This is a genomic window from Streptomyces roseofulvus, from assembly GCF_039534915.1.
GTDB lineage: Bacteria > Actinomycetota > Actinomycetes > Streptomycetales > Streptomycetaceae > Streptomyces > Streptomyces roseofulvus.
In genome coordinates, this window is the sequence record NZ_BAAAWE010000001.1 from 6,209,592 (window position 1) to 6,234,097 (window position 24,506).

General features: G+C 75.1%; 24 protein-coding genes. 7 read left to right on the top strand and 17 right to left on the bottom strand.

Features of this window, described 5'->3' with window-relative positions:
• Positions 1-3: 3 nt before the first annotated feature.
• A complete protein-coding gene (msrB, locus tag ABFY03_RS28560) occupies positions 4-414 on the top strand; it encodes a peptide-methionine (R)-S-oxide reductase MsrB (RefSeq protein WP_319010796.1) in 411 nt (136 codons plus the stop codon).
• A gap of 46 nt (positions 415-460) precedes the next feature.
• On the opposite strand, the gene ABFY03_RS28565 is transcribed toward msrB, so the two are convergent.
• From ABFY03_RS28565 to ABFY03_RS28605, 9 genes are all read right to left on the bottom strand, one after another.
• Entirely contained in the window at positions 461-1,798 is a 1,338-nt protein-coding gene (locus tag ABFY03_RS28565; protein ID WP_319010795.1) for a protein kinase domain-containing protein, read from the bottom strand.
• Positions 1,795-2,769 carry a protein phosphatase 2C domain-containing protein gene (locus ABFY03_RS28570; protein WP_346171142.1) on the bottom strand — a complete coding sequence of 325 codons (975 nt, stop codon included), beginning with the start codon at positions 2,767-2,769 and terminating at the stop codon, positions 1,795-1,797. The genes ABFY03_RS28565 and ABFY03_RS28570 overlap by 4 nt, the downstream gene beginning before the upstream one ends.
• Positions 2,763-3,437: a vWA domain-containing protein gene (locus ABFY03_RS28575; protein WP_031005315.1), complete on the bottom strand. Its 675-nt coding sequence runs from the start codon at positions 3,435-3,437 to the stop codon at positions 2,763-2,765. Before ABFY03_RS28575 ends, ABFY03_RS28570 begins: the two co-directional genes overlap by 7 nt.
• 123 nt (positions 3,438-3,560) lie before the next feature.
• Positions 3,561-3,755, bottom strand: coding sequence for a hypothetical protein (locus ABFY03_RS28580; RefSeq protein ID WP_319010793.1), 195 nt, complete (start codon positions 3,753-3,755; stop codon positions 3,561-3,563).
• Positions 3,752-5,356, bottom strand: a complete 1,605-nt coding sequence (locus tag ABFY03_RS28585; RefSeq protein WP_346171143.1) for a TRAFAC clade GTPase domain-containing protein — start codon at positions 5,354-5,356, stop codon at positions 3,752-3,754. Before ABFY03_RS28585 ends, ABFY03_RS28580 begins: the two co-directional genes overlap by 4 nt.
• Before the next feature lie 7 nt (positions 5,357-5,363).
• On the bottom strand, positions 5,364-7,850 hold the full coding sequence (locus ABFY03_RS28590; RefSeq protein ID WP_346171144.1) for a GTPase-associated protein 1-related protein: 2,487 nt from the start codon (positions 7,848-7,850) through the stop codon (positions 5,364-5,366).
• On the bottom strand, positions 7,847-9,097 hold the full coding sequence (locus ABFY03_RS28595) for a TRAFAC clade GTPase domain-containing protein (RefSeq protein ID WP_319010790.1): 1,251 nt from the start codon (positions 9,095-9,097) through the stop codon (positions 7,847-7,849). The genes ABFY03_RS28590 and ABFY03_RS28595 overlap by 4 nt, the downstream gene beginning before the upstream one ends.
• Before the next feature lies 1 nt (position 9,098).
• Positions 9,099-11,297 (bottom strand): hypothetical protein, encoded by a 2,199-nt coding sequence (locus ABFY03_RS28600; RefSeq protein WP_346171145.1) that lies wholly within the window; start codon positions 11,295-11,297, stop codon positions 9,099-9,101.
• An 88-nt stretch (positions 11,298-11,385) separates the two neighbouring features.
• Complete coding sequence (locus tag ABFY03_RS28605; RefSeq protein ID WP_346171146.1) at positions 11,386-11,943, bottom strand: GNAT family N-acetyltransferase; 558 nt, start codon at positions 11,941-11,943, stop codon at positions 11,386-11,388.
• Between the two features lie 130 nt (positions 11,944-12,073).
• Here ABFY03_RS28605 and ABFY03_RS28610 point away from each other — a divergent pair, with 130 nt between their 5' ends.
• Complete coding sequence (locus ABFY03_RS28610; protein WP_319010787.1) at positions 12,074-12,727, top strand: mycothiol-dependent nitroreductase Rv2466c family protein; 654 nt, start codon at positions 12,074-12,076, stop codon at positions 12,725-12,727.
• A 62-nt stretch (positions 12,728-12,789) separates the two neighbouring features.
• On the opposite strand, the gene ABFY03_RS28615 is transcribed toward ABFY03_RS28610, so the two are convergent.
• Positions 12,790-13,830 carry an SGNH/GDSL hydrolase family protein gene (locus ABFY03_RS28615; RefSeq protein WP_319010786.1) on the bottom strand — a complete coding sequence of 347 codons (1,041 nt, stop codon included), beginning with the start codon at positions 13,828-13,830 and terminating at the stop codon, positions 12,790-12,792.
• A 179-nt stretch (positions 13,831-14,009) separates the two neighbouring features.
• Here ABFY03_RS28615 and ABFY03_RS28620 point away from each other — a divergent pair, with 179 nt between their 5' ends.
• On the top strand, positions 14,010-14,645 hold the full coding sequence (locus ABFY03_RS28620; protein WP_346171147.1) for a GNAT family N-acetyltransferase: 636 nt from the start codon (positions 14,010-14,012) through the stop codon (positions 14,643-14,645).
• A 21-nt stretch (positions 14,646-14,666) separates the two neighbouring features.
• Here the strand turns inward: ABFY03_RS28620 and ABFY03_RS28625 are convergent, their stop codons facing one another.
• Complete coding sequence (locus ABFY03_RS28625) at positions 14,667-15,764, bottom strand: serine hydrolase domain-containing protein (RefSeq protein ID WP_346171148.1); 1,098 nt, start codon at positions 15,762-15,764, stop codon at positions 14,667-14,669.
• A 253-nt stretch (positions 15,765-16,017) separates the two neighbouring features.
• Between ABFY03_RS28625 and ABFY03_RS28630 the strand changes: the two genes are divergently transcribed.
• Positions 16,018-17,238 (top strand): endonuclease/exonuclease/phosphatase family protein, encoded by a 1,221-nt coding sequence (locus tag ABFY03_RS28630; RefSeq protein ID WP_346171149.1) that lies wholly within the window; start codon positions 16,018-16,020, stop codon positions 17,236-17,238.
• Positions 17,239-17,300: 62 nt separating this feature from the next.
• Here ABFY03_RS28630 and ABFY03_RS28635 read toward each other — a convergent pair whose 3' ends face one another.
• The 3 genes from ABFY03_RS28635 to ABFY03_RS28645 all read right to left on the bottom strand — a co-directional run bounded on the left by ABFY03_RS28635 (position 17,301) and on the right by ABFY03_RS28645 (position 19,231).
• Complete coding sequence (locus ABFY03_RS28635) at positions 17,301-18,077, bottom strand: SDR family NAD(P)-dependent oxidoreductase (RefSeq protein WP_346171150.1); 777 nt, start codon at positions 18,075-18,077, stop codon at positions 17,301-17,303.
• Positions 18,078-18,161: 84 nt separating this feature from the next.
• The gene (locus ABFY03_RS28640) at positions 18,162-18,401 is read right to left on the bottom strand and encodes a DUF397 domain-containing protein (RefSeq protein ID WP_346171151.1); all 240 of its coding nucleotides are present in this window, start codon (positions 18,399-18,401) and stop codon (positions 18,162-18,164) included.
• Complete coding sequence (locus ABFY03_RS28645; protein ID WP_346171152.1) at positions 18,398-19,231, bottom strand: helix-turn-helix domain-containing protein; 834 nt, start codon at positions 19,229-19,231, stop codon at positions 18,398-18,400. The genes ABFY03_RS28640 and ABFY03_RS28645 overlap by 4 nt, the downstream gene beginning before the upstream one ends.
• A gap of 147 nt (positions 19,232-19,378) precedes the next feature.
• Between ABFY03_RS28645 and ABFY03_RS28650 the strand changes: the two genes are divergently transcribed.
• The gene (locus ABFY03_RS28650) at positions 19,379-19,822 is read left to right on the top strand and encodes an ATP-binding protein (protein WP_346171153.1); all 444 of its coding nucleotides are present in this window, start codon (positions 19,379-19,381) and stop codon (positions 19,820-19,822) included.
• Here ABFY03_RS28650 and ABFY03_RS28655 read toward each other — a convergent pair.
• Both ABFY03_RS28655 and fusA read right to left on the bottom strand, forming a co-directional pair.
• On the bottom strand, positions 19,809-20,075 hold the full coding sequence (locus tag ABFY03_RS28655; RefSeq protein WP_346171154.1) for a hypothetical protein: 267 nt from the start codon (positions 20,073-20,075) through the stop codon (positions 19,809-19,811). The genes ABFY03_RS28650 and ABFY03_RS28655 overlap by 14 nt on opposite strands.
• A 56-nt stretch (positions 20,076-20,131) precedes the next feature.
• Entirely contained in the window at positions 20,132-22,132 is a 2,001-nt protein-coding gene (gene fusA, locus ABFY03_RS28660) for an elongation factor G (protein WP_346171155.1), read from the bottom strand.
• Between the two features lie 403 nt (positions 22,133-22,535).
• Between fusA and ABFY03_RS28665 the strand changes: the two genes are divergently transcribed.
• Entirely contained in the window at positions 22,536-23,174 is a 639-nt protein-coding gene (locus ABFY03_RS28665) for a DUF6232 family protein (protein ID WP_346171156.1), read from the top strand.
• Between the two features lie 14 nt (positions 23,175-23,188).
• Here the strand turns inward: ABFY03_RS28665 and ABFY03_RS28670 are convergent, their stop codons facing one another.
• Positions 23,189-23,611 carry a VOC family protein gene (locus ABFY03_RS28670; protein ID WP_319010775.1) on the bottom strand — a complete coding sequence of 141 codons (423 nt, stop codon included), beginning with the start codon at positions 23,609-23,611 and terminating at the stop codon, positions 23,189-23,191.
• 178 nt (positions 23,612-23,789) lie between these two features.
• Between ABFY03_RS28670 and ABFY03_RS28675 the strand changes: the two genes are divergently transcribed.
• Complete coding sequence (locus tag ABFY03_RS28675) at positions 23,790-24,425, top strand: nucleoside/nucleotide kinase family protein (protein ID WP_386723618.1); 636 nt, start codon at positions 23,790-23,792, stop codon at positions 24,423-24,425.
• Positions 24,426-24,506 lie beyond the last annotated feature (81 nt).

Consider the following 24,506-nt stretch of genomic DNA (forward strand, 5'->3'; position numbering starts at 1 on the left):
ACGATGGCGTACGAGGTCGAGAAGACCGACGAGGAGTGGCAGGCGCAGCTGACCCCGTCGGAGTACCAGGTGCTCCGGCTGGCCGGCACCGAGCCCGCCTTCCGCGGCGAGTACACGGACACCAGGACCGAGGGCGTCTACTCCTGTCGCGCCTGCGGGGCCGAGCTCTTCACGTCGAAGGAGAAGTTCGAGTCGCACTGCGGCTGGCCGTCCTTCTTCGACCCGAAGGACAGCGAGGCCGTCGAGCTGCTCGCGGACACCTCCCACGGCATGATCCGCACGGAGGTCCGCTGCGCCCGCTGCGGCTCCCACCTGGGCCACGTCTTCGAGGGCGAGGGCTACCCGACCCCCACGGACCAGCGGTACTGCATCAACTCCATCTCGCTCCGCCTGAAGCCCGCGGAAGACTCCTGACACGCGCGTGCGCTCGCTGAGCGACCGCACGCGCGCGGGAGTCCGGTCAGCGGGCGCGGACCACGGCCCGTGCGCCGTCGGCCAGTTCGAGCTCCAGGCCGGAGCGCAGCGGCACCGTCTGGCCCGGCACGATCCGCTGGCTGGTGCCGTCGGAGCGGGTGCCGGTCCAGGCGTCCGCCGAGCGGTTGGCGAGGCCGTACCGGCCCGGCTTCTGCGGGTGCTCGACCAGCTCGGCGACGAGGCTGCCGTCCGTGTAGTCGTGCCGGGTCGGCTCGGCCGCCAGGTGGTGGCGGTGGATCCGCGCCGCCCGCCCGAGCAGCACGTGCCGCTCCGTCCGGGGCGGCGGGGTGGTCACCACCAGCCGGGGCGGCAGCACCAGCGGCGACCCGTCCTTCCAGCAGGTGCCGGGCGTCGCCGTGCCCGGCTCGGTCATGTTCTGCCGGCCGCAGTTCGGGCACTCCACGACCGCGTCCCGGGCCGCCCGCAGCGCGTCCCGCCACTGCGACTCGCGGACCCGCGCCGACGGCTCCCGCAGCCCCACCGTGAAGTTCTGCGTGAACAGCCGCTGGAGCGAGGGCGGGACGAGGGGCCACAGCGCCAGCACGGTCGTGTGCTCCACCGGGTCCGGGCGGTTGTCCGGGTCGTCCGGGTCGAAGAGGAACAGCGGGTCCCGCCCGTACAGCTTCCGCTCCGCGTGCTCGTCCAGGCAGCGGATCGCCAACTCCCGTGCCCCCTTGAAGGGGTGGTGGTTCGTCAGGAACATGAAGAGCAGGACCGACAGCGAGTGCAGGTCGCTCTGCGTGCCCGGCATCGCCCCCGGGTCGCCGCGCACCAGCTCGGGCGCCATGAAGCCCATCGTGCCGGAGATGCCGCTCCGGTCGCCCTCCACCACCGCGTTGTCGTTGTCGCAGACCAGGACCTCGCCGGTGGCCGGGTCGAAGAAGATGTTGCCCCACGAGATGTCCCGGTAGGCGATCCCGCGCGAGTGCAGCGCCTGGTACGCCTCCACCGTGTACAGGCACGCGGTCAGCAGCTCGCGGAAGCTGGTGGTGACCGTCCTCCGGAACAGTTCGGGCAGCCCGCGGAAGCGGTCCGGCCGCACGTCCATCAGATAGCCGAAGCGGTCCGGGGCCGCGCCGACGAACGCGGTCGGCCACAGGAAGCGGTCGTCCTGGAAGTCCCGGGCCACCAGGTCCTCGACCACCTGCCGCTGCTGCGGGGTCGCGCTGTCGGGGTAGTACCACTTGAGCGCCTTGGCGGAGCCGTCGGGAAGGGTCACCCGGTAGACCTCGCCCTGGCCGCCCTGGCCGAGCAGACGGTCGACGACCAGCGTCTCCCCGGTGTCGGTCGTCAGGGTGTCCCCGCTGTCGAGCATGCCACTCATCGTCGTTCCGTCTCCTCGTCGTCGTTCGTCGTGCCGTCCGGCTCCGCCGGGGACTCCGCCCCGGGCTCCGGCTCCGGCTCCGGCTCCGGGCCCCAGGGCCGCGCCGCCTCCGGCGCCGACGCCCAGGCCGGCCCCGGGCCGTCGCCCCGCTCCGCGCGGTGGGCGAGCGCCAGGGTGGTGTCGTCGCCGGAGTGCCGGGACGCCTCCGCCAGCCAGCGCGGCACGTCCTCGGCGATCCCCGGCAGGCCCCGGCCGGCCAGCCGCTCGTACAGCCCCTCCGTGAACGCGGTGAACCCCGCGTCCGAGGCGAAGCTCTTCGACAGGCCGTCCGTCGAGAGCGCGAGCAGCCGGGGCCCCCGCTCCGGATCGGGCAGCGGCTCCCAGTGCACCCGGACCAGCCGCCAGGCCTCCGGCAGGCACAGGGAGGCCGTCTCGTCGCCGAGTTCGGCCCGCTCCGGGGCGAGCGGCAGCCGCACCCGCCCGTCCTCGTCCACCACCGTCAGCTCGCCGTCGCCCAACTGCCAGGCGACGAAGAGGCCGGGGACCAGGACGGCCCCCACGAGCGTGGAGCCGTACAGCCGCAGCACGTCCTCCCGGGGCGCGTCGGCGCCCTCGGGGCCGGGCTGCCGGCGCCAGTGCCCCCACACCTCGTTCTGCCAGTCCCGCACCAGCCGCTCGGGCAGTTCGTACCGGGCGTAGTCGTGCAGCCGGCGCAGCCGGCCGCCGGGCCGGTCCGCGCCGAGGCAGGCGGCGAACTCCCGCCCCCGGACCACGAACCGGTCGGCGGCGAACCGCGCCCCCACGTCGCTGCGGGGGTACGAGGGCGAGCCGTGCCCGTCCGCCACCGTGAGGACCAGCGGGTCGGCCGCCGACCCGGTGCCCTCCGCCACGCTCCAGTCCTGGTTGCGCTTCTTGCCGAACCCCTGGACGCTCGCGCAGAGTGTTTCCCAGTCCGCCAGGGGGATCACCACACGTCGTCTTCGTCGTCGTCGGCGAGGACCGGCGGCGCGTAGGGGGCGGCGGGCTTGGTGGGGCCGTCGCCCACGTGGCCCCCGGCGACGGGCTGCGAGGCGGCCTTCACCGCGGCCGTCGACGCCCAGCGGATGGCGGCGGCGAGCTGCTTGGGGCTGTTGGCGTCCAGCGGGCGCAGCTCCGGGTTGGCCAGGAACTCCTGGAGCACGCCCCGGTCGGCGTCCGCGCCGATCGCGATGGCCACCCGGACGGCCTTCCGGCCCCACGGGGTGGCCTCGATGGCGCGCAGCCCGGCCCGCCAGTCGTCGGTCGGGGCGCCGTCGGAGACCAGCGCGATCACCGGCTTGAGCGCCCGCTCCGGCATGGGCGGTGTCCGCAGCTCCCCGGCGACCAGGTGGAGCGCCTCGCCCAGGTTGGTGGTGCCGTCGGGGGCCACGTCCTGCCAGGTGAAGGAGTCCACCTCCACCGGGTCCTTGTGGTGCCAGCGGGCGGTGGTGGAGAAGGTGATGGTGCGGAGCAGCAGCTGGGCGGCCGGGTTGTCGCGGGCCACCGACTGCATCTCCGGGATCGCCTCCCGGATCGCGTAGTTGAGCTGTCCGATCTTCTCGCCGAGCATCGAGTACGAGGTGTCGAGCAGCCAGATGAAGTGCACCGGGCGGTTCGCCATGGCGCCGCCGGGGAGGTCGGTCACGATGTCCTCCAGGAACAGGAACAGGAACAGGAACGGGAACGGGAACGGGAACGGGAACGGGAACGGGGGGAGGGGGGAGGGAAAGGGAGACGGGGAAGGTCAGGGGCGGTCGGCCGTCAGCTCCTCCCAGAGGGCGGGGACGTCCCCGGCCAGCCGGACGACCGCGTCGACGAGCCCGGGCAGTCCGTAGACCGCGCCGAGCGCCGCCGCCGCGAGGACGAGGCCGGTGGCCGTGCGCAGCAGCACGAGGACGGCCTTCCGGGAGCGGGCGACCCGGGGGGTGACCACGGTCATCGGCCGCGCACCCCCGCTCCGCCGTCCCGCGCGTCGACCAGCGCCCCGACCCGCAGCCCGGACCGGGCGAGCAGCCAGAGCACGGGCTCGGCGGCCCGCCGGCCCTCGGGGTCGAGGGCGCCGGTGCCGGTGGCGGTGAAGGCGCTGACGGACCAGTAGCGGGCGGTCCTGAACTGGTGGGTGAAGTTGCGGACGAGACCGCCGAGGCCGAGCGCGGTCAGCCAGGTGTCGACCTCGGCGCCCGCGGGCGGCAGCGACGCGATCCGGTCCAGCACGTCCCGTTTGGTGACGACGACGGCCACGGGCAGCTTCCCCCTCCGTCCGACGAGTGCGGTGAGTTCGCCGCTGAGCCCGTCGAAGGTCTCGACGGGCCCCTGGGCGGCGGGCCGGGCCTCGGCGGCGACCGTGCCGTCGGCGGCGGCGATGCGCTGCCGCACGGCCCGGTCGGCGAGGACGTCGACGACGAAGAGGACGCCGTCGGCGTGCGCGAGGTACTGCTGCTCGCGCAGCCGGTCGGCGCCCTGGAGCGCCTCGCCCATCGGGTCGTACAGATAGAGCAGCCGGCGGCGCCGGCCCTTGCCGACGAGGATCATCCAGGCCCGCTGGTCGCCCTGGGTCTTCAGCGCCCAGTCGTCGTCCCGCAGCCGCCGGTCCAGGAGGGCGCTGTCGTGCCGGTCGGCGTCGGAGGCGTAGTCGAGGGTGAGCCTGCCGCTCGTCGCCCAGGACCGCAGTCCGGCGACCACGGCGGCCATCAGCATGGTCTTGCCGGAGGAGGACGCGCCGATCAGCGGCACGTGGACCACCCGGGTGGTCGCCGCCGCGGGCGGCAGCGGCCGGTCGCAGGAGGGGCATTCGGCGGCGATCCGGTCGCGGCCGGTGAGCGGGGAGGCGGGCAGCCGCTTCCCGCACCGGCAGGTGTGCCGGAAGACGCCGTACCGCCCGGGCCGCAGCTCCCGGTGGGTCGCGGTGGCGCAGTGCGGACAGCGGTGGGCGGCCAGCGGCACCGGCCGGTGGCAGCCGGGGTGCGGGCAGACCGGCCGGATCCGGAAGAGCAGCAGCCGGGCCCGCTCCGCCCCGCGCAGCACGCCGACGGCGACGGCCCAGCCGGCCCACAGGACGGCGACGAACACCCCGAAGAGGAGCAGCGCGGCGGCGTGCAGCACCGCGACGAGCAGCACGGCGACGGTCGCGCCGAGCGCCGTGCCGGGGGCCGCCAGCCAGAGCCACGTCCGGGTGAAGGCGTTGACCCCGCGCCGCCCGCCGGTCGGCCGCCGCCGCTGGAACAGCCGGGCGACCACCCGCTTCATCCAGTGCCGGTGCCACAGCTGCCACGGGGTCCTCAGGCCGGCGCCGACGGCACCGGCCGTGTCGACCCACAACTGCCGTGCCCAGTACGAGGGGTGGGCGGGTTCGGCGCCGATAGGGACCACGCGCGGGTCCGCGCGGCCCGCGCCGAGCGGGCCGAGCGCGGCGACGGCCGCCCGCGAGGTGGCGGCGAGCAGCGTCCAGAACGCCCGGAACACGCAGACCGCGAGGGCCGTCACGGCCCACACCGCGGCGACCACGACGACGATCAGCCAGGTCAGGTCCCCACCGTCCATCGCGCGGTCACCTCCCCCCGTCCCGGGGCGGCTCGACGTCGCCCCACCGGGGCTCCCGCGTCCGGTCCTGCCGCCGTCCGCCGAACCGGCGGAGGAGCTGCTTCACGCCGCCGGCCGGCCGGGCCCACTCCTCGAAGAGGTCCCGGTGGGCCGCGCCGTACCGCCCGACGTGCTCGGCGGCGAGCCGCAGCTGGTCGTCCGGCATCTTCCGCGCCGCGGGCCGCAGGACCTCCTCCAGGAGCGTGCGGCGGGTGAGGTTCCAGACCGGCCCTGCGCCCTGGTGCATGTTCCAGGCGAGGTAGCAGTCGGCGAGCCGGGACGGGACGGTGAGGAAGTCGGTGAGGACGGGGGAGCGGGCGGCCTCGGCGTAGGCGTCGATCAGGGTCGGGTCGTTGCTGTACGCGAGGGCCTGGAGCTCCCGGGGCGGCCGGTCGGCCCGCAGGAGCAGCCGGGCGAGTGCCTGCGCGGCCCGTTCCTGGGCGGCCGGGCGGGCCTGCGAGGAGAGCGACCGGGCGCGCTCGACGAGGTTGCCGTGCGGGGCGCTCGGGTCGGTGTCGGCGTGCTCCAGGGTGTGGACGTGGGCGAGCAGCGCCAGGTCGTGGTACGCCGCCCGGCCCACCGCGTCCCGCCCGTACTTGAGGAGCTGCTTGGCGAGGGTGGGCGCGGCCCTGTCGTCGGCGGGCGCGTCGACGGCGGCGCTCACCAGGTCGTCCCAGGTGCCGGCGGACCGGTGGACCTCGGCCCCGCTCTCGCCGAGGAGCTGGGACGCCTCCTCGGCCGTCGGCGCGCGGTCCTGCCAGAGCAGGCTCACCGCGGTGCGCAGCAGCAGCGGGGTGACCAGGTGGGAGCCGCCGGAGGCGCGCAGCAGCGCGTGCAGGGCGGGCGTCCGGTTCCCGGCCGGGGGCGCCGGCGTCCCGGCGGCCGCGCACATCCGCAGGTGGGGCCGGTGCCCGAGCCCGTCACGCGGCAGCGGGACGGTGCGCAGCGCGGCGGCCACGGCGGCCGGATGGTCGGCGGCGCGGGCCTCCAGCAGGTCGAGGAGGTGGATCCGCAGCGGCGCGGACTCGTCGAGGACGTCGAGGAGTTCCGGTACGGCCCCCGCCCCGGCGCCCGTGGCGGCGCCGGCCCCGTCGACGATGCGCCGGCACAGCCGGTCGGCGAGCCCCGGCAGCAGGTCGTCGTGGTCGATGCCGAGGGTCGCCGCGATCCGCAGCAGCCCGGCGGTGCGGGGCAGCGGGGTGCCGGGCGTGCCGAGTCCGGCCCGGACGGCCTCCCCGAGCCCGTCGGTGAGCCGGCCGCGGTACGGCTCCGGCAGCGCGCCCGGCGGCAGCGGCGGCGGTGCGAGGGACGGGTCCCGGACGGCGGCCTCGACGAGCCGGGCGGTGATCGGGGCGGTCACGGCGAGCGGGACGGTGTCGCGGAGCGCGGTGAGCAGGGCGGCGAGGGCGTCCGGGGCGAGGGCGCCGGGGCGGCCCTCGGCGCAGACGGCCCGCAGGAAGGTCTCCAGCTCCTCCTCGCCGAGGGCGTGGTGGTGGCCCGTCGCCCAGGCGGCGGCCGGGGCGTACGCGGCGGCGGGGACCGGCACGCCCTCGGCGAGCGCGAGCGTGGCGAGCGGCCCGACGGCGAACGGCTCGGCGCCGGGGAGGTCCTGGGCCCGCCGGAAGAGCGCGTCGGCGCCGGCCGCCCACACGGCGGCGGCGGTGAGCGCCCACAGGTCGTCGGTGGCGGGCGCGTCGGCGCGGGTGTCGGAGCGGTCGTGGACGGCGTACCGGTGCGGCTGCCCGGTCACGGCCCGGGCGTCCTCGGGGCGGACGCCGACGACCTGCTGGCGGGCGTGCTGGGGCCGCCGGGTGTACGTGGTGAAGGTGAGGCCGCGGGCGGCGTCCCGGGGCAGCGCCCCGGAGGCGAGCAGCAGCCAGTGGGCGACCCTCCGGGCGTCGCTCTCGGCGAGCACCACCTGCGGGGCGGCCGGGTCCTCGGTGACCCGGCGCAGGTCGGCGAGGACGGCGGCGAGCCGGGGGCCCAGCTCGGCGGCGAACCGGGCCAGTTCGCCGCCGAGCCCGGCGGGGAGCCGGGGCGTGAGCCGGACCAGCGGCGCGGGAGTCCCGGCCTCGGGCGAGCGGTCGGTCCACTCGGCCGCGCCCCACAGCGCGATCGGCGGCAGGTCGCCGGGGAGCGGTTCGCCGGCGGGCACGAGGACGGCGTGGGCGTGGAAGTTGCCCCACCGGCCGCTGTAGTCGGCGCCGGTGTAGACGGTGCGGCTGAGCAGGCCGCTGCCGTCGGAGAGCCGGGCGAAGCCGAACATCTCGGGGAACGCGGCGAGTTCGGCCTCGGACGGGCGGGCGGGGGCGTCCCGGGGCGGCTCGTAGCCGACGAGCTGTTCGGCCTCGCGGAGCACCGAGTGCGGCACGCCGGGGCTGACGGCGGTGAAGCGGAAGCCGGAGCCGTCCGGCCCGGGCGGCGCCGAGGTGTAGTGCATCTGGAGGAGGCTCACGCGGCCGGCACCCCCTTGCCGTTCTCGCGCGGCGGCCGGGCGACGGGCAGCAGGCCGCGCCGGGCGAGCAGCCACAGCAGCGGGTCCTCGACCCGGACCGGCTGGGGTCCGGCGGCGGGCACGTCGGCGGGCGCGCCGGCGGGCGGCGGGGCGCCGAGCGCGGAGATCCCGAAGAGGGAGACGTCGGAGAAGTCCCGCTCCAGCTGCCGCCAGAGCGCTCCCGAGTCCCAGCCCTCCAGGAGCGAGCGGGTCTCCTCGTGGACGGCGAGCCGGTCGGCCTCGTCGAACCGGCCGCCGGAGTGCGGGGCGTTGCCGAGCAGCGGCGAGTGCGGGTCGAGCAGTCCCCGCACGGTGTCGGTCTTGGTGACGGCGACGGCGAGCGGGATCCCGACCCGGCCCCGGGAGCCGCCGTGTCCGTGCGAGCGGAGCTGGGTGGCGATCTCGGCGGCGATCTGGAGGGCGGGGGTGTCCTTGGCGGGCATCGGCCCGTCGGCGTCGCCGAGGGTGTCGCGGACGGCGCCGAGCTGGAGCGGGTCGACGAGCAGCACGATGCCGTGGGCGGCGCTCAGGTACTGGGTGTAGCGGTTCATCGCCTCGGCCGACTTGAGGTCCTCGCCGGCCGCGTCGAAGAAGACCAGCGCCGTGTGCCGGCTGCCGTCGCGCCCGAAGCCCTTGCGGGGCAGGCTCAGCCGGTACAGCAGCGGGTCGTTGAAGCCGACGGCGGACGGGATGGTGGCGTCGGGCAGCCGCAGCCGGTCGTAGAGGTCCTCGGCCATCTCGCGGTCGCGCCGCTGGCTCTCGTCGCCCATGGCGGCGAGCGCGGCCCCGTACGCCTGCCCCACGCGGTGGCGCAGCTCGTTGACGAGGACGGACACGTAGGTGCTCTTGCCGGACGCCTTCGCGCCGACCAGGGCGATGATCCGGCTGTCCTGCTCGCAGTAGTCGCTGGGCAGGTCGCTGTGGCAGTTGGCGCAGACCCGGACCGGCGTGGGCACCCCGCAGTGCGGGCACTCGGCGCGCGGCCCGGGCCCGCGCAGCCCGCCGAGGGTGCGCGGCGCGACGAAGACCGGGCCCTTCAGATAGGCGGCCGGGGCGTGGGAGGCGCCCGTGAAGCTCGCCCAGCGGTCGTCCCGTTCGGGATCGCAGGGCGAGCCGCCGCGCAGCCCGGTCCGCGCCATCAGACAGCGGTACGGGAGCCGTGCGGCCTGCGCGCGATGAAAGCAGTAGGGGCAGATGACCGTCGTCATGTCAGCGCACCACCAGGGTCGTGAGGGCGGGTTCGTCGAGTCGTACGGCTCCGGCGCCGTCGCCCAGCAGGAAGGCGCGGAGCGCGTAGGGCGGGCGGGAGAGGTCGGGGTCCGGCGGGAGCGGCAGGGTGTGGAGCGGGGCGGCGGCGAGCTCGGTGCCGTCGACCCTGAGCAGTTCGGTGCCGTCCTCGGCGTGCCGGGGCCGGGCGGAGGCCCGGTCGCCGCCCCGGTGGACGAGGACGAAGGCGGGCAGCGGCGCGGCCGGGTCGTGCCCGTGTGCGCTGATCTCGACGGCGTACGGCACCGCCCGGCGGCCGAGCCCGCGCCGCCGGGTCAGCAGCCGGTAACGCACCACGGCCTCCGCGGGCACCTCCACCGTGACGGGCGCCCGGCGGACGGGGACGGCGGCGGCGCCGGGCCGCTCGTCGGGGGCGAGCGGCTGGAGCGTGACGCGGGCCGGGCCGGGGCCGAGGGGGAGCCGGAGCCCTTCGCGGACGTACCGGCTGCGGCTGGCGGTCAGGTCGCCGCCGTCCCAGGCGGCGCGCACGGTCCCGGCCCCGGACGGCCAGTCGAAGAACAGCCGCACCCGCCCGCCGGGTTCGCGCACGGCCCGGGGCGCGCCGACCGGGCCCGGCACGTCGAGCCGCACCGCGGGACCGGCGAGCGCCCGCTCGCCGAGCACGGTCGCCGCGCCGACGAGCCCGGCGAAGGCGCCGTCCGGCGTGGTGAAGCCGGGGTCCCCGTACCGTGCCCAGGGCAGCGGTGCGGGCAGGTCGGCGGCGCGCAGCTCGCTCCCGGGCGCGGGCGCGGCCCCCTCCGGCCACACCACGAGCCGCACCTCGGCGCCCTCGCCGCCGTGCCCGGCGAACCGCACCCCGCCCTCCGGCCCGGGCTCGGCGGTGAGCCCGGTGAGCGGCCGGGGCCACGCGTGCACGGTGCCGCTCCCCGCCACTTCCGGCGCGTCCACGGTGCCCCCGGCGGGCGAGGGATGACGAGCCGTCAACCGCACCTCGTAGCTGCCGGGTTCGAGACCGGTGAAGACGTGTTCCTCCGCGCGGTCGAGGGTGTGGTGGCCTGCCGCGGCCCGCGGCCCGGTCAGGGTCACGACGACGCCGGAGGCCGTCCGGGGGAGCCGCCACCGGACGGTGAGCCGCGCGGGCCCGTCCTCGACGGCGACGTCCTCGACGGCGGGCGCCACGAGCAGCGCCCGCGACACGAGCGGTGCCCCCGTGGGCTGCCCGTCCCGTACGGGGAAGGCGGCGTACCGCACTCGGAGCCCCACCGGCGGGTCGGCGTCGACGGCGGACCCGCCCGCGCCGGCGCCGCGCACCGGGTCCGGGCGGTCCAGGCCGGACCCGGTGCGGAGGACGCGCCAGCGGACGCCCGGACGGTCGGGCCAGGAGAGCGTCACCGCGCCCCCGGCGGCGGGCCGGGCGGTCAGGCCGGAGTCGCCGCCGTCGGGGGCGGTGCCGAGCCGGATCAGCCCCCGGACGGCCTCGTCGTCGTCGGCGGTGACGGCCAGGACCCGCAGATAGCGGGCCTCGGCCCCGGTGGGGTCGGTGCCGGCCGCCGCCTCGGCGAGCATCCGGTCGCAGCGGCCGAGCCTCCGGCGCAGCCGCGCCTCGAAGGCGGCGAGCCACGGATCGGCGGCCAGCGCTTCCGGTCCCACGGCCGCGACCGCCCGGTCGCAGCCGCGCAGCCGTCGTGCCGACCAGAGCCGGGCGAGCGATTCGGCGGCCCTCCGCTGCCGGTCGTCCAGGACCGGCACGGTCGGTAACGCCTTCGCCAGCACGCGGACTTCGGCGGGGTCGAGCCCGAGGCCGGTGGCGCGCTGCCGGAGGAGCGGGAGGAGTTGGTAGAGGAGGACCCGCCGGAGCAGGGCCGGGTCGCGCCGCCGGATCGCGGCGAGCAGCCGCAGCACCGGGGCGTGCGCGGGGCGGGCGTCGGCCAGGGCGTCCAGGGCGGGGCCGTCGAGCAGCCGCCGCCGGCGCGGGCCGCACAGCGCGACCCCGTCGAGCACGGAGACGAAGGCGCTGCCGTCGGCGGCCTCCTGAGGATCCGTCAGCGCCTCGCCGGCGTACCGTAATCCGGCCGCCGCCTGAGCCTCCGTCAGTGCGTGGTACTCGGTCGCCAGCGGGGCGAGCGGTAACGGACCCAGGGCGCCGGGCAGGCCCAGCCGTTCACCGAACCCCCGCCGCATCCCCCGACCCTTCGCGCTCGCGCTCCCCGCTTCGCAAGGGGTACATCTCAGCAGAAGAAAGAGGCGGACGCAGGTCCTTTCACGCAGATCACCGAGGGTGCCGGACCGGATGCGGAGGGTGCGCCCCGGGTGCCGCGCAGCAGTGGACGGCGACCGTCCCGTGCGGCCCCCACTCCTGCGCGACGGTCGCCGTCCGGTGCCACCCCAGCCGCTCGTAGAGGGCGGTGGCGGCGGTGTCGTGGGCGGCCACGTCCAGCACCGCCCGGCGGCCGAGAACCCCGGCCTCGGCTACCGCCTCCGCGAGCAGCGGCGCGCCGAGGCCGTGGCCGCGGGCGGAGGGGGGCACGTACAGCCGGTTCACCATGACGGCCTGGCCGACGTCCCTGCCCGTGGCCGCGCTCCACACCCCGGGCGCCGCGTCGTGCTCCCGTGGCCCGGCCGGCCCCACGTGCCCGACGGGCCGCCCGCCGCGCTCCGCCACCCAGGCGCCGACGGTGGTCGGCGGGGTGATCCACGCCGCCGGCCGCTCGGGCCGGCTCACCGGGTAGCCGTCGTGCTCGTGGACCTCCCGGAGCAGGTCGACGCAGGCGTCGAGATCGGCGTCGGTCCGGCGGCGGACGGTGGTGAGGGACGCGTCGATCTTCATGGGGCGTCGAAGCACACGCGGGCGCACGGGCGCGCGGGCGCGCGGGCGGGCGCACCCGCGCGAAGTGGCCCACGAAGACCCGGCGGAAGTTGCCCATGCATCTGGGCCGCTCGCGCGGCAGGATGGACCCATGACGATCGACGCGGCCCCGCGCCCCCTCGCCCCCGCCCCCGCCGCCACCCGGACCCGGGTGGACTTCTGGTTCGACCCCGCCTGCCCGTTCGCGTGGATCACCTCCCGCTGGATCCTGGAGGTGGAGCGGCTGCGGGACCTCGACGTCCGGTTCCACGTCATGAGCCTGTACCTGCACAACGAGGGCAACGACCTCCCCGACTGGTACCGGGACCTGGTCGACCGCTCGCTCGGCCCGGTCCGGGTCGCCGTGGCCGCCGCCGAGCGGTGCGGCGACGGGATCCTGCGCGACCTCTACACCGCCTACGGCACCCGCATCCACCAGGGCGGCGACAAGGACTTCGACCGGGTGACCGCCGAGGTGCTGGCCGAACTCGGCCTCCCCGCCGAGCTGGCCGCCGCCGCGCACACCGACGCGTACGACGCCGCCCTCGGGCGCACCCACGACGCCGGCACCGACCCGGCCTCGGGCGGCTACGTCGGCACGCCCACCCTCCACCTCGACGGCACCCCGTTCTTCGGCCCGGTGCTCGACGCGATCCCGCGCGGCGAGCAGGCCGCCGAACTCTTCGACGCGGTCCGCGTCCTGGCCGGGAACCCGCACTTCTTCGAGCTGAAGCGGGAGCGCACGGGACGCCTGTCCTTCGGGTAGGAAGGGGAAAGCCCCGGGCCGCGCGTGGCGCGCGGGTCCCGGGGCTCCCGTGGGGACTTCGGTCAGCGGTCGAGGAGGGCGATGCGGAGGGCGCGCTCGACGTGGTTCGCCGTGTTCTGGTAGCCGTCCGCGTTCGGGTGGACCAGGGTGACGCGCTTGCCGACGAGGCCGCAGTGCAGCTTGCCGACCGAGGCGGGCCAGTAGTCCGCGGCGTCGCCGCAGATGCCCTCGACCCACTTCTCGCCGGCGGGCTGACAGGCGTCGTGGCCCACGCTGGAGGAGTAGACGTCGACGTAGCGGTCGCCGAAGAACTCCGTGACCCGCTGGATCGTGCTGTTCAGCCGGATCAGCACGTCGTCACGGAGCCAGTCGACGTCGGCGTGCTTGATCAGACTGAGCTCGGTGAGCGCGGCGCGGTTGCAGGCGCTGCCGTCCTCCGGCAGGACGGCCGGGTAGCCGACGGTGATCACCTTGGCGTTGGGCGCGGCCTGGTGCACGAGGGCCAGCATCTGGACGTACTCGTCCTGGACCCGGGCGAGCTTGTCCTCGACGCTCTCCTCCCCCTCCGGGGGGTTGGTGTAGTGCTCACGGCAGGAGCCGCCGATCTCGGCCCCCTCCTCGAGACACTTGAGGAGCATGCCGCCGAAGGGCAGGCTGTTGCCGCCGACGCCGATGGTGACCACGTCGGTGTTCTCGTTCAGACCCGCTCGCTTGATCTGCGTGTCGACCGCGCTCCAGCCTTCGGCGGGCGGCTGGACCGGGCTGATCGGCGTCTGCCGGGTCTCGGCGATGTCCTTGATGGTGGCGTTGCCGCAGCTGACGTTGGTCAGGTGGACCAGCTTGCCCGGCGGGAACTCCTCCAGCTCCTGCTGGACCAGGCCGGGGTAGGCGCCGGAGGTGCGGTCGCAGCCGTCGCGGGACGGGTCGCCCAGCGCGGGCAGCGGGTCGCCGACGAAGCCGCCCGCGGTGTACGAGTCGCCCAGCGCGGCCCACTCGTACTGCTCGGCCGCACCGGCGGAACCGGCGGGCAGGAGGGCGGACGCGGCCAGCGCGAGCCCCACGGTCAGGGCGCGGAAGCGCAGGCGGGAGACAGGGTGTCGCATGGATCCTCCAGGATCGGCAAAAGACGCCCGGGTCGGTCACGTGGCCCCGGGCGAAGGCAACGCCCAAGATCATCCAGGCTGCGGAACCACCGGTTCCGCGAATCGGACCTATCACCCCCGATCGAGCTAAAAGATCACATCATCGATGTCGCCGCCGGTCTCGCCGTAGAGTGCGGCCCATGACGGAGACAGGACGGCAGTGGGTGGAGGGCTGGGCCGTGTGCCGGCGGATCGCCCGGCCGGTGGAGGTGCCCTGGGGGCTGCGCCTTGAGGTCGGGCAGCCGACCCAGAGGGTGCGCCACGTGCTCCTCGGCGCCGGCACGGACGCCGACACCGCGCGCGGCCTGATCGACTCGATCACCGAACCCACCACGGTCGTCAAGGCGTTCCTCTCCCAGGACGACATGGCCCCGTGGTTCCCGCCGCCCTGGGAGCCCGTCGACCCCTGCTTCCTGATGGCCGTCGACCTGCGCCCGTCGGCCGCGCGGACGCCGGAGGGGTACACCGCCACCGTCGAGACCGACGGCGGGCTCGTCTCGGTACGGGTCCGGAGCGCCGACGGTCGGCTCGCCGCGTCCGGCCTCGCCGGCCTGACCGACAGCGCCTGCGTCTACGACCAGATCGTCACCGAACCGGACCACCGCCGACGGGGCCTGGGGACGGTGGTGATGGGCGCCCTCACCGGCGCGGCGCTCGCGAAGGGCGTCTCCCAGGGCGTCCTGGGCGCGACCGTCCAGGGCCGCGCCCTCTACGAGACGCTCGGCTGGAAGGTGCTCGCACCCCTGAACGGCTACGTCCACCGGCCCCGCGCCTGAGCGGCTTCCGCGCGGCTCCCGTCAACGGCCCCGCCGCTCCGTCGACGTGAGGGCCGCCTCGACCACCGCCTCGACGCGGCCGCGCTGCTGCGCGGGGGTGGCCAGGGCGTCGGGCCGCAGGGTGTAGACCGTCCGGCGGTGCCGTTCGGTGCTCGCGAAGACGCCGCTGGTCCAGCCGCCGCTGGAGCCGGTCTTGCCCCAGATCCTGGTGCCGTTCAGCTCGATCCCCATCAGACCGCCCGCGCTGAAGCAGGCCGCGGCCGTGGGGCAGCTGGTGTTCTCGGGGGCGCTGGGCACCGTCGGCACCTCGAAGAGGTGCCGCTGCTGGGCCGGCGGGAGGAGCCGCCCGTCCAGCAGGGCACGCATGAACGCGTCCAGGTCGGCCGCGGTGGACGTCAGCCCGCCCTCCGACCAGGCCCACGCTGTCGAGGGGTCCGTCGAGAGCCCGGTGTCGCGCAGGGCCAGCGGGCGCAGGATCCGCCGGTCGAGCTCACCGGCGAAGGAGCGGCCGGTGACCCGCTCCACCAGCAGCCCGGCGACGAAGCTGTTCAGCCCGTTGTACTGCTGGACGGTGCCGGGGGCCGGGGTGCGGCCGGGGCGGGCCTCGGCGTCCGCCGCGAAGGAGGCGGCCACCACCCCCTCCGGCCCGAGGGGGACCCGGGCCGGACGGGGCAGGTCGCTGGTGTGATCCAGCAGCTGGCGCACCGTCACGTCCGCGTACGCGGACGGGATCGACGTGGGCAGGTAGCGGCGGACGGGCTCGTCGATGCCGATCCGGTGCTCGGCGACCAGCTGGAGCACCAGGGCATCGGTGAAGATCTTGGTCACGCTGCCCACCGGGAAGCGCGCATCCGCCGCCACCGGTCCGGCCGTTCCGGTGTACGGGGTGGGCATGCCCCGGCCGCCGACCCGCACCAGGGCCGCGTCCGTCACCTCGTCGGGCAGAGTGGCCAGCAGTTCCCGCACCGCGGTCGTGTCGCGGGCGGCGGGGACGTCATGGGAGACGACCGCGCCGGGCGCGGCCGTGGCCACGGGGGCGGCGGCCACGCCGGTGGCGAGTGCGGCCAGCGCCACGCAGGCGACGGTGAGGCGGCGGGCGGCACGGGGACCAGTGGTCATCGGTTGCTCCTGGGGACGGGCGGACGCTCGGATCGGCGCATGACCTGCGCTGGATCAACCTTCGCCCCCGCAGTGCCCGTTGAGCATCGGTGATCACCCTGAGGCCACCCGGAGCTCACCCCTGGTCCCCCTCCGGGTCCGGGCGGGGTCGGCGTGATCCGTGCACCTGGCCCGGGCCCGGGCCCGCCGAACATGACATGTCCACGCGCTGCTTAAGATCATCGTCTTTGCCGAGTTCGACACAAGGAAAGCGATGAGAATACGCGGGATTCTGGCGGCCTTCGCGGTCGCCCTCTCGGTCGTCCTGATGGCCGGTCTGGCCCAGAGCGGGGCGGACCTGCTGCGGGCGGACCGCCCGGCGGTGACGCAGACGGAGCGCACGACGACGGACGCGGCGGCCGACGCCGGGCCCGGAACCCAGGTCCAGCTCCGGTCGGTCACCTTCAACATGTGCGGCGGCTACTGCAACAAGGGCGGCACCGACCTGCTGCAGCACGTCGAGAACGAGATCACCAGGTTCGCGCCGGTGCACCTGATCATGCTCCAGGAGGTGTGCTACTCGCAGTTCGAGTGGTTCCGGAGCAAGTACGCGGGCACCTATGAGTTCAGCTTCACGCCCCTGCTCACCAACTACCCGAGCTGTGGTCAGTCCAACTGTGCGGTGAACGAGGACAGCGACCCGAACAACGACGACAGGCGCTGCTGGGTCGGCCAGGTCCTCGGTGCCCGTGGGGCGCTGCTGGGCGCCAAGGACGAGATCCCCCTCGGCGGCGAGAGCCACCAGATCGACTCCAGCGGCAATCCCATCCCCCTGCCGCGGACGTTCAACGCCCTCTGCCATGACGTGGCCCTCACCGGCGTCCCCGGGAAGGTCAAGGGCTGCAGCGTGCACCTGCGCGCCTGGGACGACCCCGAGGGCGTCAACGACCGGGCCCGCTCCGCGCAGGCGGCGCGTCTCGCCTCCGAACTCGACGAGGACATCGACGCCGGCAAGGTCGTCGTGGTGGGCGGGGACTTCAACTCCGTGGCGCAGCCGCACAAGGGTCCGGCCCTGGACAGCTTCTACCGCCCCGAGGCCGCGCCGGGCGGGGGCATCGGCCGCTTCTACGAAGCCGACACCACCGACGACAGGGACCCCGACGGCACCGGCCCCGACCCCGGCCTCTGGACCTTGCCGGAGCCGGACTGCGTCGCCCCCGCCACGACCTGCCGCAGCGGCGAGTCCACCACCCTCGACCTGTCCCCGCTCCAGGACGACCAGCGCAACAGCAAGATCGACCACCTCTTCTTCTCCGAGGCCACCACGACCGGCACGCTCAGCGGCGGTGTGTACCCCCTGTACTTCAGCGATGCCGCGCGCACGAAGATCACGTACAACAAGGCCGACGCCGCCAAGGACGCCAACGGCAAGTACCTGAAGCTGTCGGACCACGCCTTCTACCGCGGGTGGTCGACGGTCACCGTCGCACCCTGACCCTCCGGTGACGGACGGCCCGCGCCGCATGCCCTGCGGCGCGGGCCGTCCGTCGAGCGGCGTCAGTGCACCGAGAAGCCGCCGTCGACGAAGAGCGAGTGGCCCGTGACGTACGCGGAGGCGCTGCTCGCGAGGAAGACGGCGGCGCCCGCGAAGTCCTCGGCCAGGCCGTTGCGGCCCACCATCGTGCGGGCCGCCAGCGCCGCGACCTTCTCCGGGTCCGAGGACAGCCGCCGGTTCAGCGCGGTCATCACGAAGCCGGGGACCAGCGTGTTGGCGGTGACGCCGTACGCGGACCACGCCTCCGCCTGCGAGCGCGCCAGCGACTCCAGCGCGCCCTTGGACACCCCGTACGCCCCGCTCTGCACGAACGCCCGGTGCGCCTGCTGCGAGGTCACGTGGATGAACCGCCCGAAGCCGCGCTCGGCCATCCCCGGCCCGAACCGCTGCCCCAGCAGGAACGGCGCCTCCAGGTTCACCGTCATCGTGGTGTCCCAGACCTCCTCGCCGAGCTCGCCGAGGGGCGGACGGAGGTTGATCCCGGCCGAGTTGACCACGATGTCCGGCTCCCCGAACACCCCGGCCGCCGCCTCCGCGCCCGCCCTGATCCCCTCCCGGGTGCTCAGGTCCGCGCTCACCCAGCCGGCCCGGCAGCCGTCGGCCGTCAGCTCCTCGACGGTCGCGACGAGATCCGCCTCCTTGCGCGCCAGGACGACCACGCTCGCCCCCGCGCGCGCCAGCGCCCCCGCGATCGCCCGGCCGATGCCGGAGCTGCCGCCCGTGACCAGGGCGGTGCGGCCCTCCAGGGAGAAGAGGCCGGAGAGGTAGTCGGTTCCCATGCGTGTCGCTCCTCAGGACGTGCGTGTACCGGCCCGCCCGTGCGCGGTAGGGGGCAGGTACACGCATCCTGACACAGCCGCGCGTCAGGCGAGCTGGGCGACGAACTCCGTCCAGGCGGCCGGCGCCACGGTGAACTGGGGGCCGTCCGGGACCTTGGAGTCGCGGACGTGGACGGTGGAGGGGCAAGCCGCGACCTCGACGCAGTCACCGTCGCCGCTGCTGCTGTAGCTGGACTTGTGCCAGGAGAGGGCGACTTCTACGCAGTCGTCGCCGCTGCCGCTGCTGTAGCTGCTCTTGAACCAGACCAGGTCAGTGGTGCTCATAGTGCTCCTCGGATCTCCCGCAACAAGCCCACGGATGCCTCTGCAGACAGGGCCTGTGCTCGCATCCTGGCATACCGCTGCTGGAGGATGCTGACCACTTTGAGGTCGGAGAACAGCTGGCCGGTCTCCTGGCCTTCGCAGTACGCGTACCACGCGTTCTCCTCGGTCTCCAGGAGGCGCAGGGGACCGCCGAGGCCAGCGTGGTAGCCGCGAGACTGCGGCATGATCTGGATGTCGATGTTGCGGCGTTCGCCGAGCGCGAGGATGTGGTCGATCTGCTCCCGCATGACCTCCGCGCTGGCCACCTGGCGACGCACGGCGTGTTCCTCGATGGTGAAGCTGTAGATCGTTTCCGGGCGGTCGGTGAGGATGCTCGCCCGCTCGACACGTGTGACCAGGTTCGACTCGATCTTGTCGTCGCTCATCGCCGGGATCTGCTTCTCGAAGAGTGTCCGGGCGTACGCCGGCGTTTGGAACAGGCCCGGGACCATCCGGCTCTCGAAGGTGTACAGCGTCACCGCGAGCGGCTCCAGCTCCGCCCACTCCTCGAACCACTTCGCCAGCCCCGCCTTGCGCGTCAGATGCTTCGCCGCCGCCCGGATCACCCCGAACGCGTCCAGCACCTCCTCCGCCTTGTCCACGAACTTCTTCGACGGCACGCGTCGGCCCTGCTCGATCGACGCGACCATGGGGACCGAGTAGCCCACCTTCGGCGCGAACTGTTCCTGCGTCAGCCCCGCTCGTCTGCGGAAGGCCTTGACCACTTCCCCGAAAGCCTTCAGGCTCTCCGAAGTCTCCGGTTCGCTTCCCTTGGGAACGTCGTCCGCCACCCCGCCACCTCCCGCACCGCGTGCTCGCGTTGAACCCGTCCAGGTTCACGGAACGTCACCGGTACAGTCCAGCGAGCCGACCCGTACAACCGCTCAGTACGAGTCGAGTAGCTGGGAACTCGCCATGATCGCAGCGAAATTGGCCGCATGACGACTCCTCTGGTGCGCAAACGACCCGTCACCGTACGTATGTTCGCGCAACGCTTCAGCTCCACCCCGCGCGGCGCCCGCCTCGCCCGCCGTCTGGCCTTGCACCAACTCCACCAGTGGGGCGTTCCGTACGGCGCCGAGCTGTCCGACTCCGCCGCGGTGATCGTGGCCGAGCTGGCGGCCAACGCGGTGCTTCACGGGCGCGTCCCGGGGCGGGACTGCGAGCTGGCGCTGCTGTACTCGCCCGGGCTGCTGCTGCGGATCGACGTCTCCGACACCCGGGGCGAGCGGCGGCCGGAGCGCGGGATGGCGGCGGGGCCGCTGGACGAGGGCGGGCGGGGGCTGCTGCTCGTCGGGGCGCTGGCCTCGCGGTGGGAGGTGCTCGACCGCGTACCGGTCGGGAAGACGGTACGGGCCGAGCTGGACCTCAGAAGGGTGTGACGGTCTCCCACCTCGTTCCCAGGAAGTCGGTGTGCGGCCTGAGTTGCACGGAGTCGGGCCCCGGCCGGCCGTCGAGCATCCTCGGCCCGTGGGAGACGCCCAGGCAGGTGAAGACGAGTGAGTCGCCCAGGACCGAGCCCAGCCATCGGGTGCCGGGATCCTCCCGGTTCCCCAGGGTCACCGTGCCCGCCTGGTAGTCGTCGGCGAGGCACTTGTCGCCGGCGTCGTTGGCCCTCGGCTGGAGCGAGCGCAACTCGCGCCGTGGGCCCGCTCGTTGACCGTTCAAGGAGCGGGCCCACGGCAGTGGGGTCACGGGGCCGGGGCGTAGCCGGCCGGGCGGGTGGTGAAGGTGCCGCGGCCCTGGGTGCGGCCGCGGAGGCGGGTCGCGTAGCCGAAGAGCTCGGCCAGCGGGACCGTCGCCGTCACCACCGACGTACCGCCGCGGACCTCGGAGTCCGTGACCCGGCCCCGGCGGGACGCGAGGTCGCCGAGGACCGTGCCGACGGAGTCGGCGGGCACGGTGACCGTCACGTCCGCCACCGGTTCGAGCAGCGTCAGGACGCTCGACCGGAGGGCCTCGCGGAGCGCGAAGCGGCCGGCGGCGCGGAACGCCGGCTCGGACGAGTCCTTCGGGTGGGTCGCCCCGTCGGTCAGCGTGACGCGGACGCCCGTCACCGGGTGGCCGCCGAGCGGGCCGTCGACGAGCGCGTCCCGGCAGCCGGCCTCGACCGCGCGGACGTACTCCTGCGGGACCCGCCCGCCCGTCACCGTGGACGTGAACACGAACTCCTCCTCCCCGTCCAGCGGCTGGACGTCGATGACGACATGGGCGAACTGGCCCGCGCCGCCGTCCTGTTTGACGTGCCGGTAGAGCACTCCCGTCACTCCCTCCGTCACCGTCTCGCGGTACGCGACCTGCGGGCGGCCGGCCGTGACCTCCAGGCCGCGCTCGCGCCGCAGCTTCTCCACCGCGACCTCCAGGTGCAGTTCGCCGAGGCCCGACAGCACGGTCTGGCCCGTCTCCGGGTCGGCCCGCACCACCAGCGACGGGTCCTCCTCGGCGAGCCGGGCGAGGGCCGTCGCCAGCCGGCCGGTGTCGGTGGACCGGCGCGCCTCCACGGCCACCGAGACCACCGGGGCGGCGGGCACCGGCGGTTCGAGGACGACCGGCGCCTCCGGGGCGCACAGCGTGGCCCCGGCGCGGACGGTCTTCGGGCCGACCACGGCGACGATGTCCCCGGCGAGGCCGACGGGCACGTCCACCGTCCGGTCGGCCTGCACGAGCAGGACGCGGGAGATCCGCTCGGTCCGGCCGGTGGCCGTGTCGAGCACGGTGGAACCCTGTCGGAGGGTGCCCGCGTAGACGCGGACGTACGTCATCCGGCCGGTCGGCGCCGCGCTCACCTTGAACGCGAGCGCGACGAGCGGCGCGTCCCGATCGGCCGCCCGCCCGCCCCCGCCGACCGGAGGCCGGTCGGCGGGGGCGGGCAGATAGGCGACGACCGCGTCCAGGAGCGGTTCCACCCCGCGGTCGCGGTACGCCGCACCGCACAGCACCACCACGGCGGTGCCCGCCAGGGTCAGCTCCCGCAGGGCCCGGACCAGCGTCCCCGCCGCCAGCGAGCCCGTCACGCAGAACTCGTCCAGGGCGTCGGGGTGCAGCTCCGCCACCGCCTCCTCCAGCAGGCGCCGGCGGCGTACCGCCTCGTCGCGCACGCCCGCCGGGACCTCCGTCTCGGCCCGGACGCCGTCCTCCCACGCGTACGCCCGCATCCGGACGAGGTCCACGACGCCCCGGAAGCCGTCCTCCCGGCCGAGGGGCAGCTGGACGGGGAGCGGGACGGTGCCGAGGCGGTCCCGGATCGAGTCGACGGCCGCGTCCAGGTCGGCGCCGGCCCGGTCCATCTTGTTGACGAACGCGATCCGGGGGACGCCGTACCGGTCGGCCTGCCGCCACACCGACTCGCTCTGCGGCTCGACGCCCGCGACCGCGTCGAAGACGGCCACGGCGCCGTCGAGGACGCGGAGCGCGCGCTCGACCTCGTCGGAGAAGTCGACGTGGCCGGGTGTGTCGATGAGCGTGAGCCGGTGACCGGCCCAGGAGCAGGTGACGGCGGCGGAGGAGATGGTGATGCCGCGCTCCCGCTCCTGCGGGTCGAAGTCGGTGACGGTGGTGCCCTCGTGGACCTCGCCCCGCTTGTGGACGGCGCCGGTCAGGAAGAGGATCCGCTCGGTCACGGTCGTCTTGCCCGCGTCGACGTGGGCGAGGATGCCGAGGTTGCGGACCTGGGTGTTCGGGAGGGAGCGCACGGTGATGTGCCTTTCGCTGCTGCGGAGAAGAGAACAGGGCAGCGCGATTCCCGGACGCGGGAAGGCGTCAGCGGGCCTGCGATGACGGGCGCGCAGCCGTCACCGGCAGGCGGAAGAGGCGAGGATCACGTCGTACCGGCGGGCACGGGGGAGGACGGCGACGGCGTACTGGTGACGCATGGTCGGCTCCCCCCGGGTCGGTCGAACGGCTCGCTGCGGCGCGCCGGTCCGGTGCGCCGTGACGGGAGTGTAGGGAGCCGGGGGAGGGGCGCGACAGCGGTTTTCCCGCACCGGCGCGCGTGGCCGTATCTCGTCTGTCCAGAAGGCGCCGGCGCGTGCTTAATGGGCGCACCACTGGCACACGCGTACGAGGCGCACACGCGAGGAGACGGGGGACTCTCTCATGGACGCGACGAACGAGCCCGGCACACCGCCCGCACCGCCCGCACCGCCCGGGCCGCCGCCCGGACCGGACGGCACGCCCGCTCCGCCGGCGGACCCGCCGACCCGGCGGCCGCTGCTCGAACAGCCCCGGCCGGCGAAGCTGCGCCCCCGTTCGGTCGACCTCTCGGTGGGCGAGGGGGTGCTGTGGATCGGCACGGCGGCGCTCCCGCTGCGGCACCTCACCTCGGTGGAGGTGACCCGGGTCAAGCCCGACGCCGTGCTGCGCTGGCTGCTCGTCGTCGGCCTGGTCGTCCTCGGGGTGAGCGCCGTCCAGGGCGACGCCGTGCCCGGCGGGGGCGGACTCCCCGTGCTCGTCGTCCTGGCCGCCCTGGTCTTCCTCGCGCTCAAGGACGTCTTCGCACCGGCCCGGCCGGTGCTGGTCGTCCAGACGGCCGCGGGGTCCACGGCCGTCGTGACCCTGCCCGTCTTCGACGACCTGCGGCAGATCGCCGCCGCCGTCGTGCGGGCGATCGACGATCCGTCGGCGCGGTTCGAGGCCGTGGTGCAGCGGGTGGGCCCCCAGGGCAACGGGGACCGGCACGCCCCCGTCGTCCGCGTGAAGGGCGGCCGGGGAGGCTCCGGCCTCACGTACCGGTAGCCGAGGCTCCGGCCTCACGTACCGGTAGGCGCCCCGGCCGGCTGGAGGAGGTCCCAGCGGTTGCCGTACAGGTCCTCGAAGACGGCGACCGAGCCGTACGGCTCGTGCCGGGGCTCCTCCAGGAACTTCACCCCGGCGGCCGTCATCCGCTCGTGGTCGCGGGCGAAGTCGTCGGTGTGCAGGAAGAAGGCGACCCGGCCGCCCGACTGGTTGCCGACGGCGGCCTCCTCGTCGTCGTTCCTGGCGCGGGCCAGCAGCAGACCCGCGTTCCCGATCCCGCCGAAGCCGCCGGCACCGCGCGGGCGGACGACGACCCAGCGGGTGCCGTTGCCCCGGTCGGTGTCCTCGACGAGGTCGAAGCCGAGGGCGTCGGTGTAGAAGGCGATGGCCTCGTCGTAATCACGGACGACGAGCGTGACGAGTGCGATGGACGGCATCGCCCCAACGTAATGCGCGAACCGGACGGAACCCACCCGTGGCGACCCGCGTCGCCGCCGCCGCGACCCTCGACGCTGCGAGGGTCGGCACGAGGGTCGGGGGAGGGACGGAGGCGGGTCCGGACAGGGCGGGACGGGGGTCCGTGCGAGGGGTGCCGGGCGGGCCCCCGGTGCGACAATGCCGCCCATGGACGCAGAGGGGTTCGACCGGCTCGTCGCGCGGGCGCGGCGGCTCGCCCGGGGCGAGGGGCGACGGGTCCTGGGGCTGGCCGGACCGCCCGGGGCCGGGAAGTCCACGCTCGCCGAACGGCTCGTCGAGCGGCTCGACGGGCGCGCCGTGCTCGTGCCCATGGACGGCTTTCACCTCGCCGGGGCCGAGCTGGCCCGGCTCGGCCGCGCCGGGCGGAAGGGCGCGCCCGACACCTTCGACGCCGCCGGCTACGCGGCCCTCCTCGCCCGGCTCCGGACCCCCGAGGCCGGCACCGTCGTCTACGCGCCCGCCTTCGACCGCGCCCTGGAGGAGCCCGTCGCCGGGTCGATCGCCGTGCCGCCGGGGATCCCGCTCGTCGTCACCGAGGGCAACTACCTCCTCCACGGGGACGGTTCCTGGGCGGCGGTCCGGCCGCTCCTCGACGAGGTCTGGTACCTCGACCTGCCCGACGCCGTCCGCGTCCCCCGGCTCGTCGCCCGGCACGTCCGCTTCGGCAGGGCCGCACCCGAGGCCGAGGCATGGGTGGCCCGCTCCGACGAGGCCAACGCCCGGCTGATCGCGGCCGGCCGCCACCGCGCCGACCTCGTCGTCCCGATGGACTGACCGGGGAAGACCGACCGCACTCCGGCGGAGAGGGGGAACCCGACCGCCCGTCCAGCCGTCCGTCACCATGTACCTGACGAC

Excerpts from the sequence above, each read along its gene's own strand:
- ABFY03_RS28635 (WP_346171150.1), bottom strand. The coding sequence starts at position 18,077 with ATGGGAACCGACTACCTCTCCGGCCTCTTCTCCCTGGAGGGCCGCACC.
- ABFY03_RS28625 (WP_346171148.1), bottom strand. The coding sequence starts at position 15,764 with ATGACCACTGGTCCCCGTGCCGCCCGCCGCCTCACCGTCGCCTGCGTG.
- ABFY03_RS28575 (WP_031005315.1), bottom strand. The coding sequence starts at position 3,437 with ATGGCGAACCGCCCGGTGCACTTCATCTGGCTGCTCGACACCTCGTAC.
- msrB (WP_319010796.1), top strand. The coding sequence starts at position 4 with ATGGCGTACGAGGTCGAGAAGACCGACGAGGAGTGGCAGGCGCAGCTG.
- ABFY03_RS28585 (WP_346171143.1), bottom strand. The coding sequence starts at position 5,356 with ATGGACGGTGGGGACCTGACCTGGCTGATCGTCGTCGTGGTCGCCGCG.
- ABFY03_RS28630 (WP_346171149.1), top strand. The coding sequence starts at position 16,018 with ATGAGAATACGCGGGATTCTGGCGGCCTTCGCGGTCGCCCTCTCGGTC.
- ABFY03_RS28615 (WP_319010786.1), bottom strand. The coding sequence starts at position 13,830 with ATGCGACACCCTGTCTCCCGCCTGCGCTTCCGCGCCCTGACCGTGGGG.
- ABFY03_RS28580 (WP_319010793.1), bottom strand. The coding sequence starts at position 3,755 with ATGACCGTGGTCACCCCCCGGGTCGCCCGCTCCCGGAAGGCCGTCCTC.
- ABFY03_RS28640 (WP_346171151.1), bottom strand. The coding sequence starts at position 18,401 with ATGAGCACCACTGACCTGGTCTGGTTCAAGAGCAGCTACAGCAGCGGC.
- ABFY03_RS28600 (WP_346171145.1), bottom strand. The coding sequence starts at position 11,297 with ATGCGGCGGGGGTTCGGTGAACGGCTGGGCCTGCCCGGCGCCCTGGGT.
- ABFY03_RS28675 (WP_386723618.1), top strand. The coding sequence starts at position 23,790 with ATGCCGCCCATGGACGCAGAGGGGTTCGACCGGCTCGTCGCGCGGGCG.
- ABFY03_RS28650 (WP_346171153.1), top strand. The coding sequence starts at position 19,379 with ATGACGACTCCTCTGGTGCGCAAACGACCCGTCACCGTACGTATGTTC.
- ABFY03_RS28605 (WP_346171146.1), bottom strand. The coding sequence starts at position 11,943 with ATGAAGATCGACGCGTCCCTCACCACCGTCCGCCGCCGGACCGACGCC.
- ABFY03_RS28665 (WP_346171156.1), top strand. The coding sequence starts at position 22,536 with ATGGACGCGACGAACGAGCCCGGCACACCGCCCGCACCGCCCGCACCG.
- ABFY03_RS28670 (WP_319010775.1), bottom strand. The coding sequence starts at position 23,611 with ATGCCGTCCATCGCACTCGTCACGCTCGTCGTCCGTGATTACGACGAG.
- ABFY03_RS28565 (WP_319010795.1), bottom strand. The coding sequence starts at position 1,798 with ATGAGTGGCATGCTCGACAGCGGGGACACCCTGACGACCGACACCGGG.
- ABFY03_RS28610 (WP_319010787.1), top strand. The coding sequence starts at position 12,074 with ATGACGATCGACGCGGCCCCGCGCCCCCTCGCCCCCGCCCCCGCCGCC.
- ABFY03_RS28595 (WP_319010790.1), bottom strand. The coding sequence starts at position 9,097 with ATGACGACGGTCATCTGCCCCTACTGCTTTCATCGCGCGCAGGCCGCA.
- ABFY03_RS28620 (WP_346171147.1), top strand. The coding sequence starts at position 14,010 with ATGACGGAGACAGGACGGCAGTGGGTGGAGGGCTGGGCCGTGTGCCGG.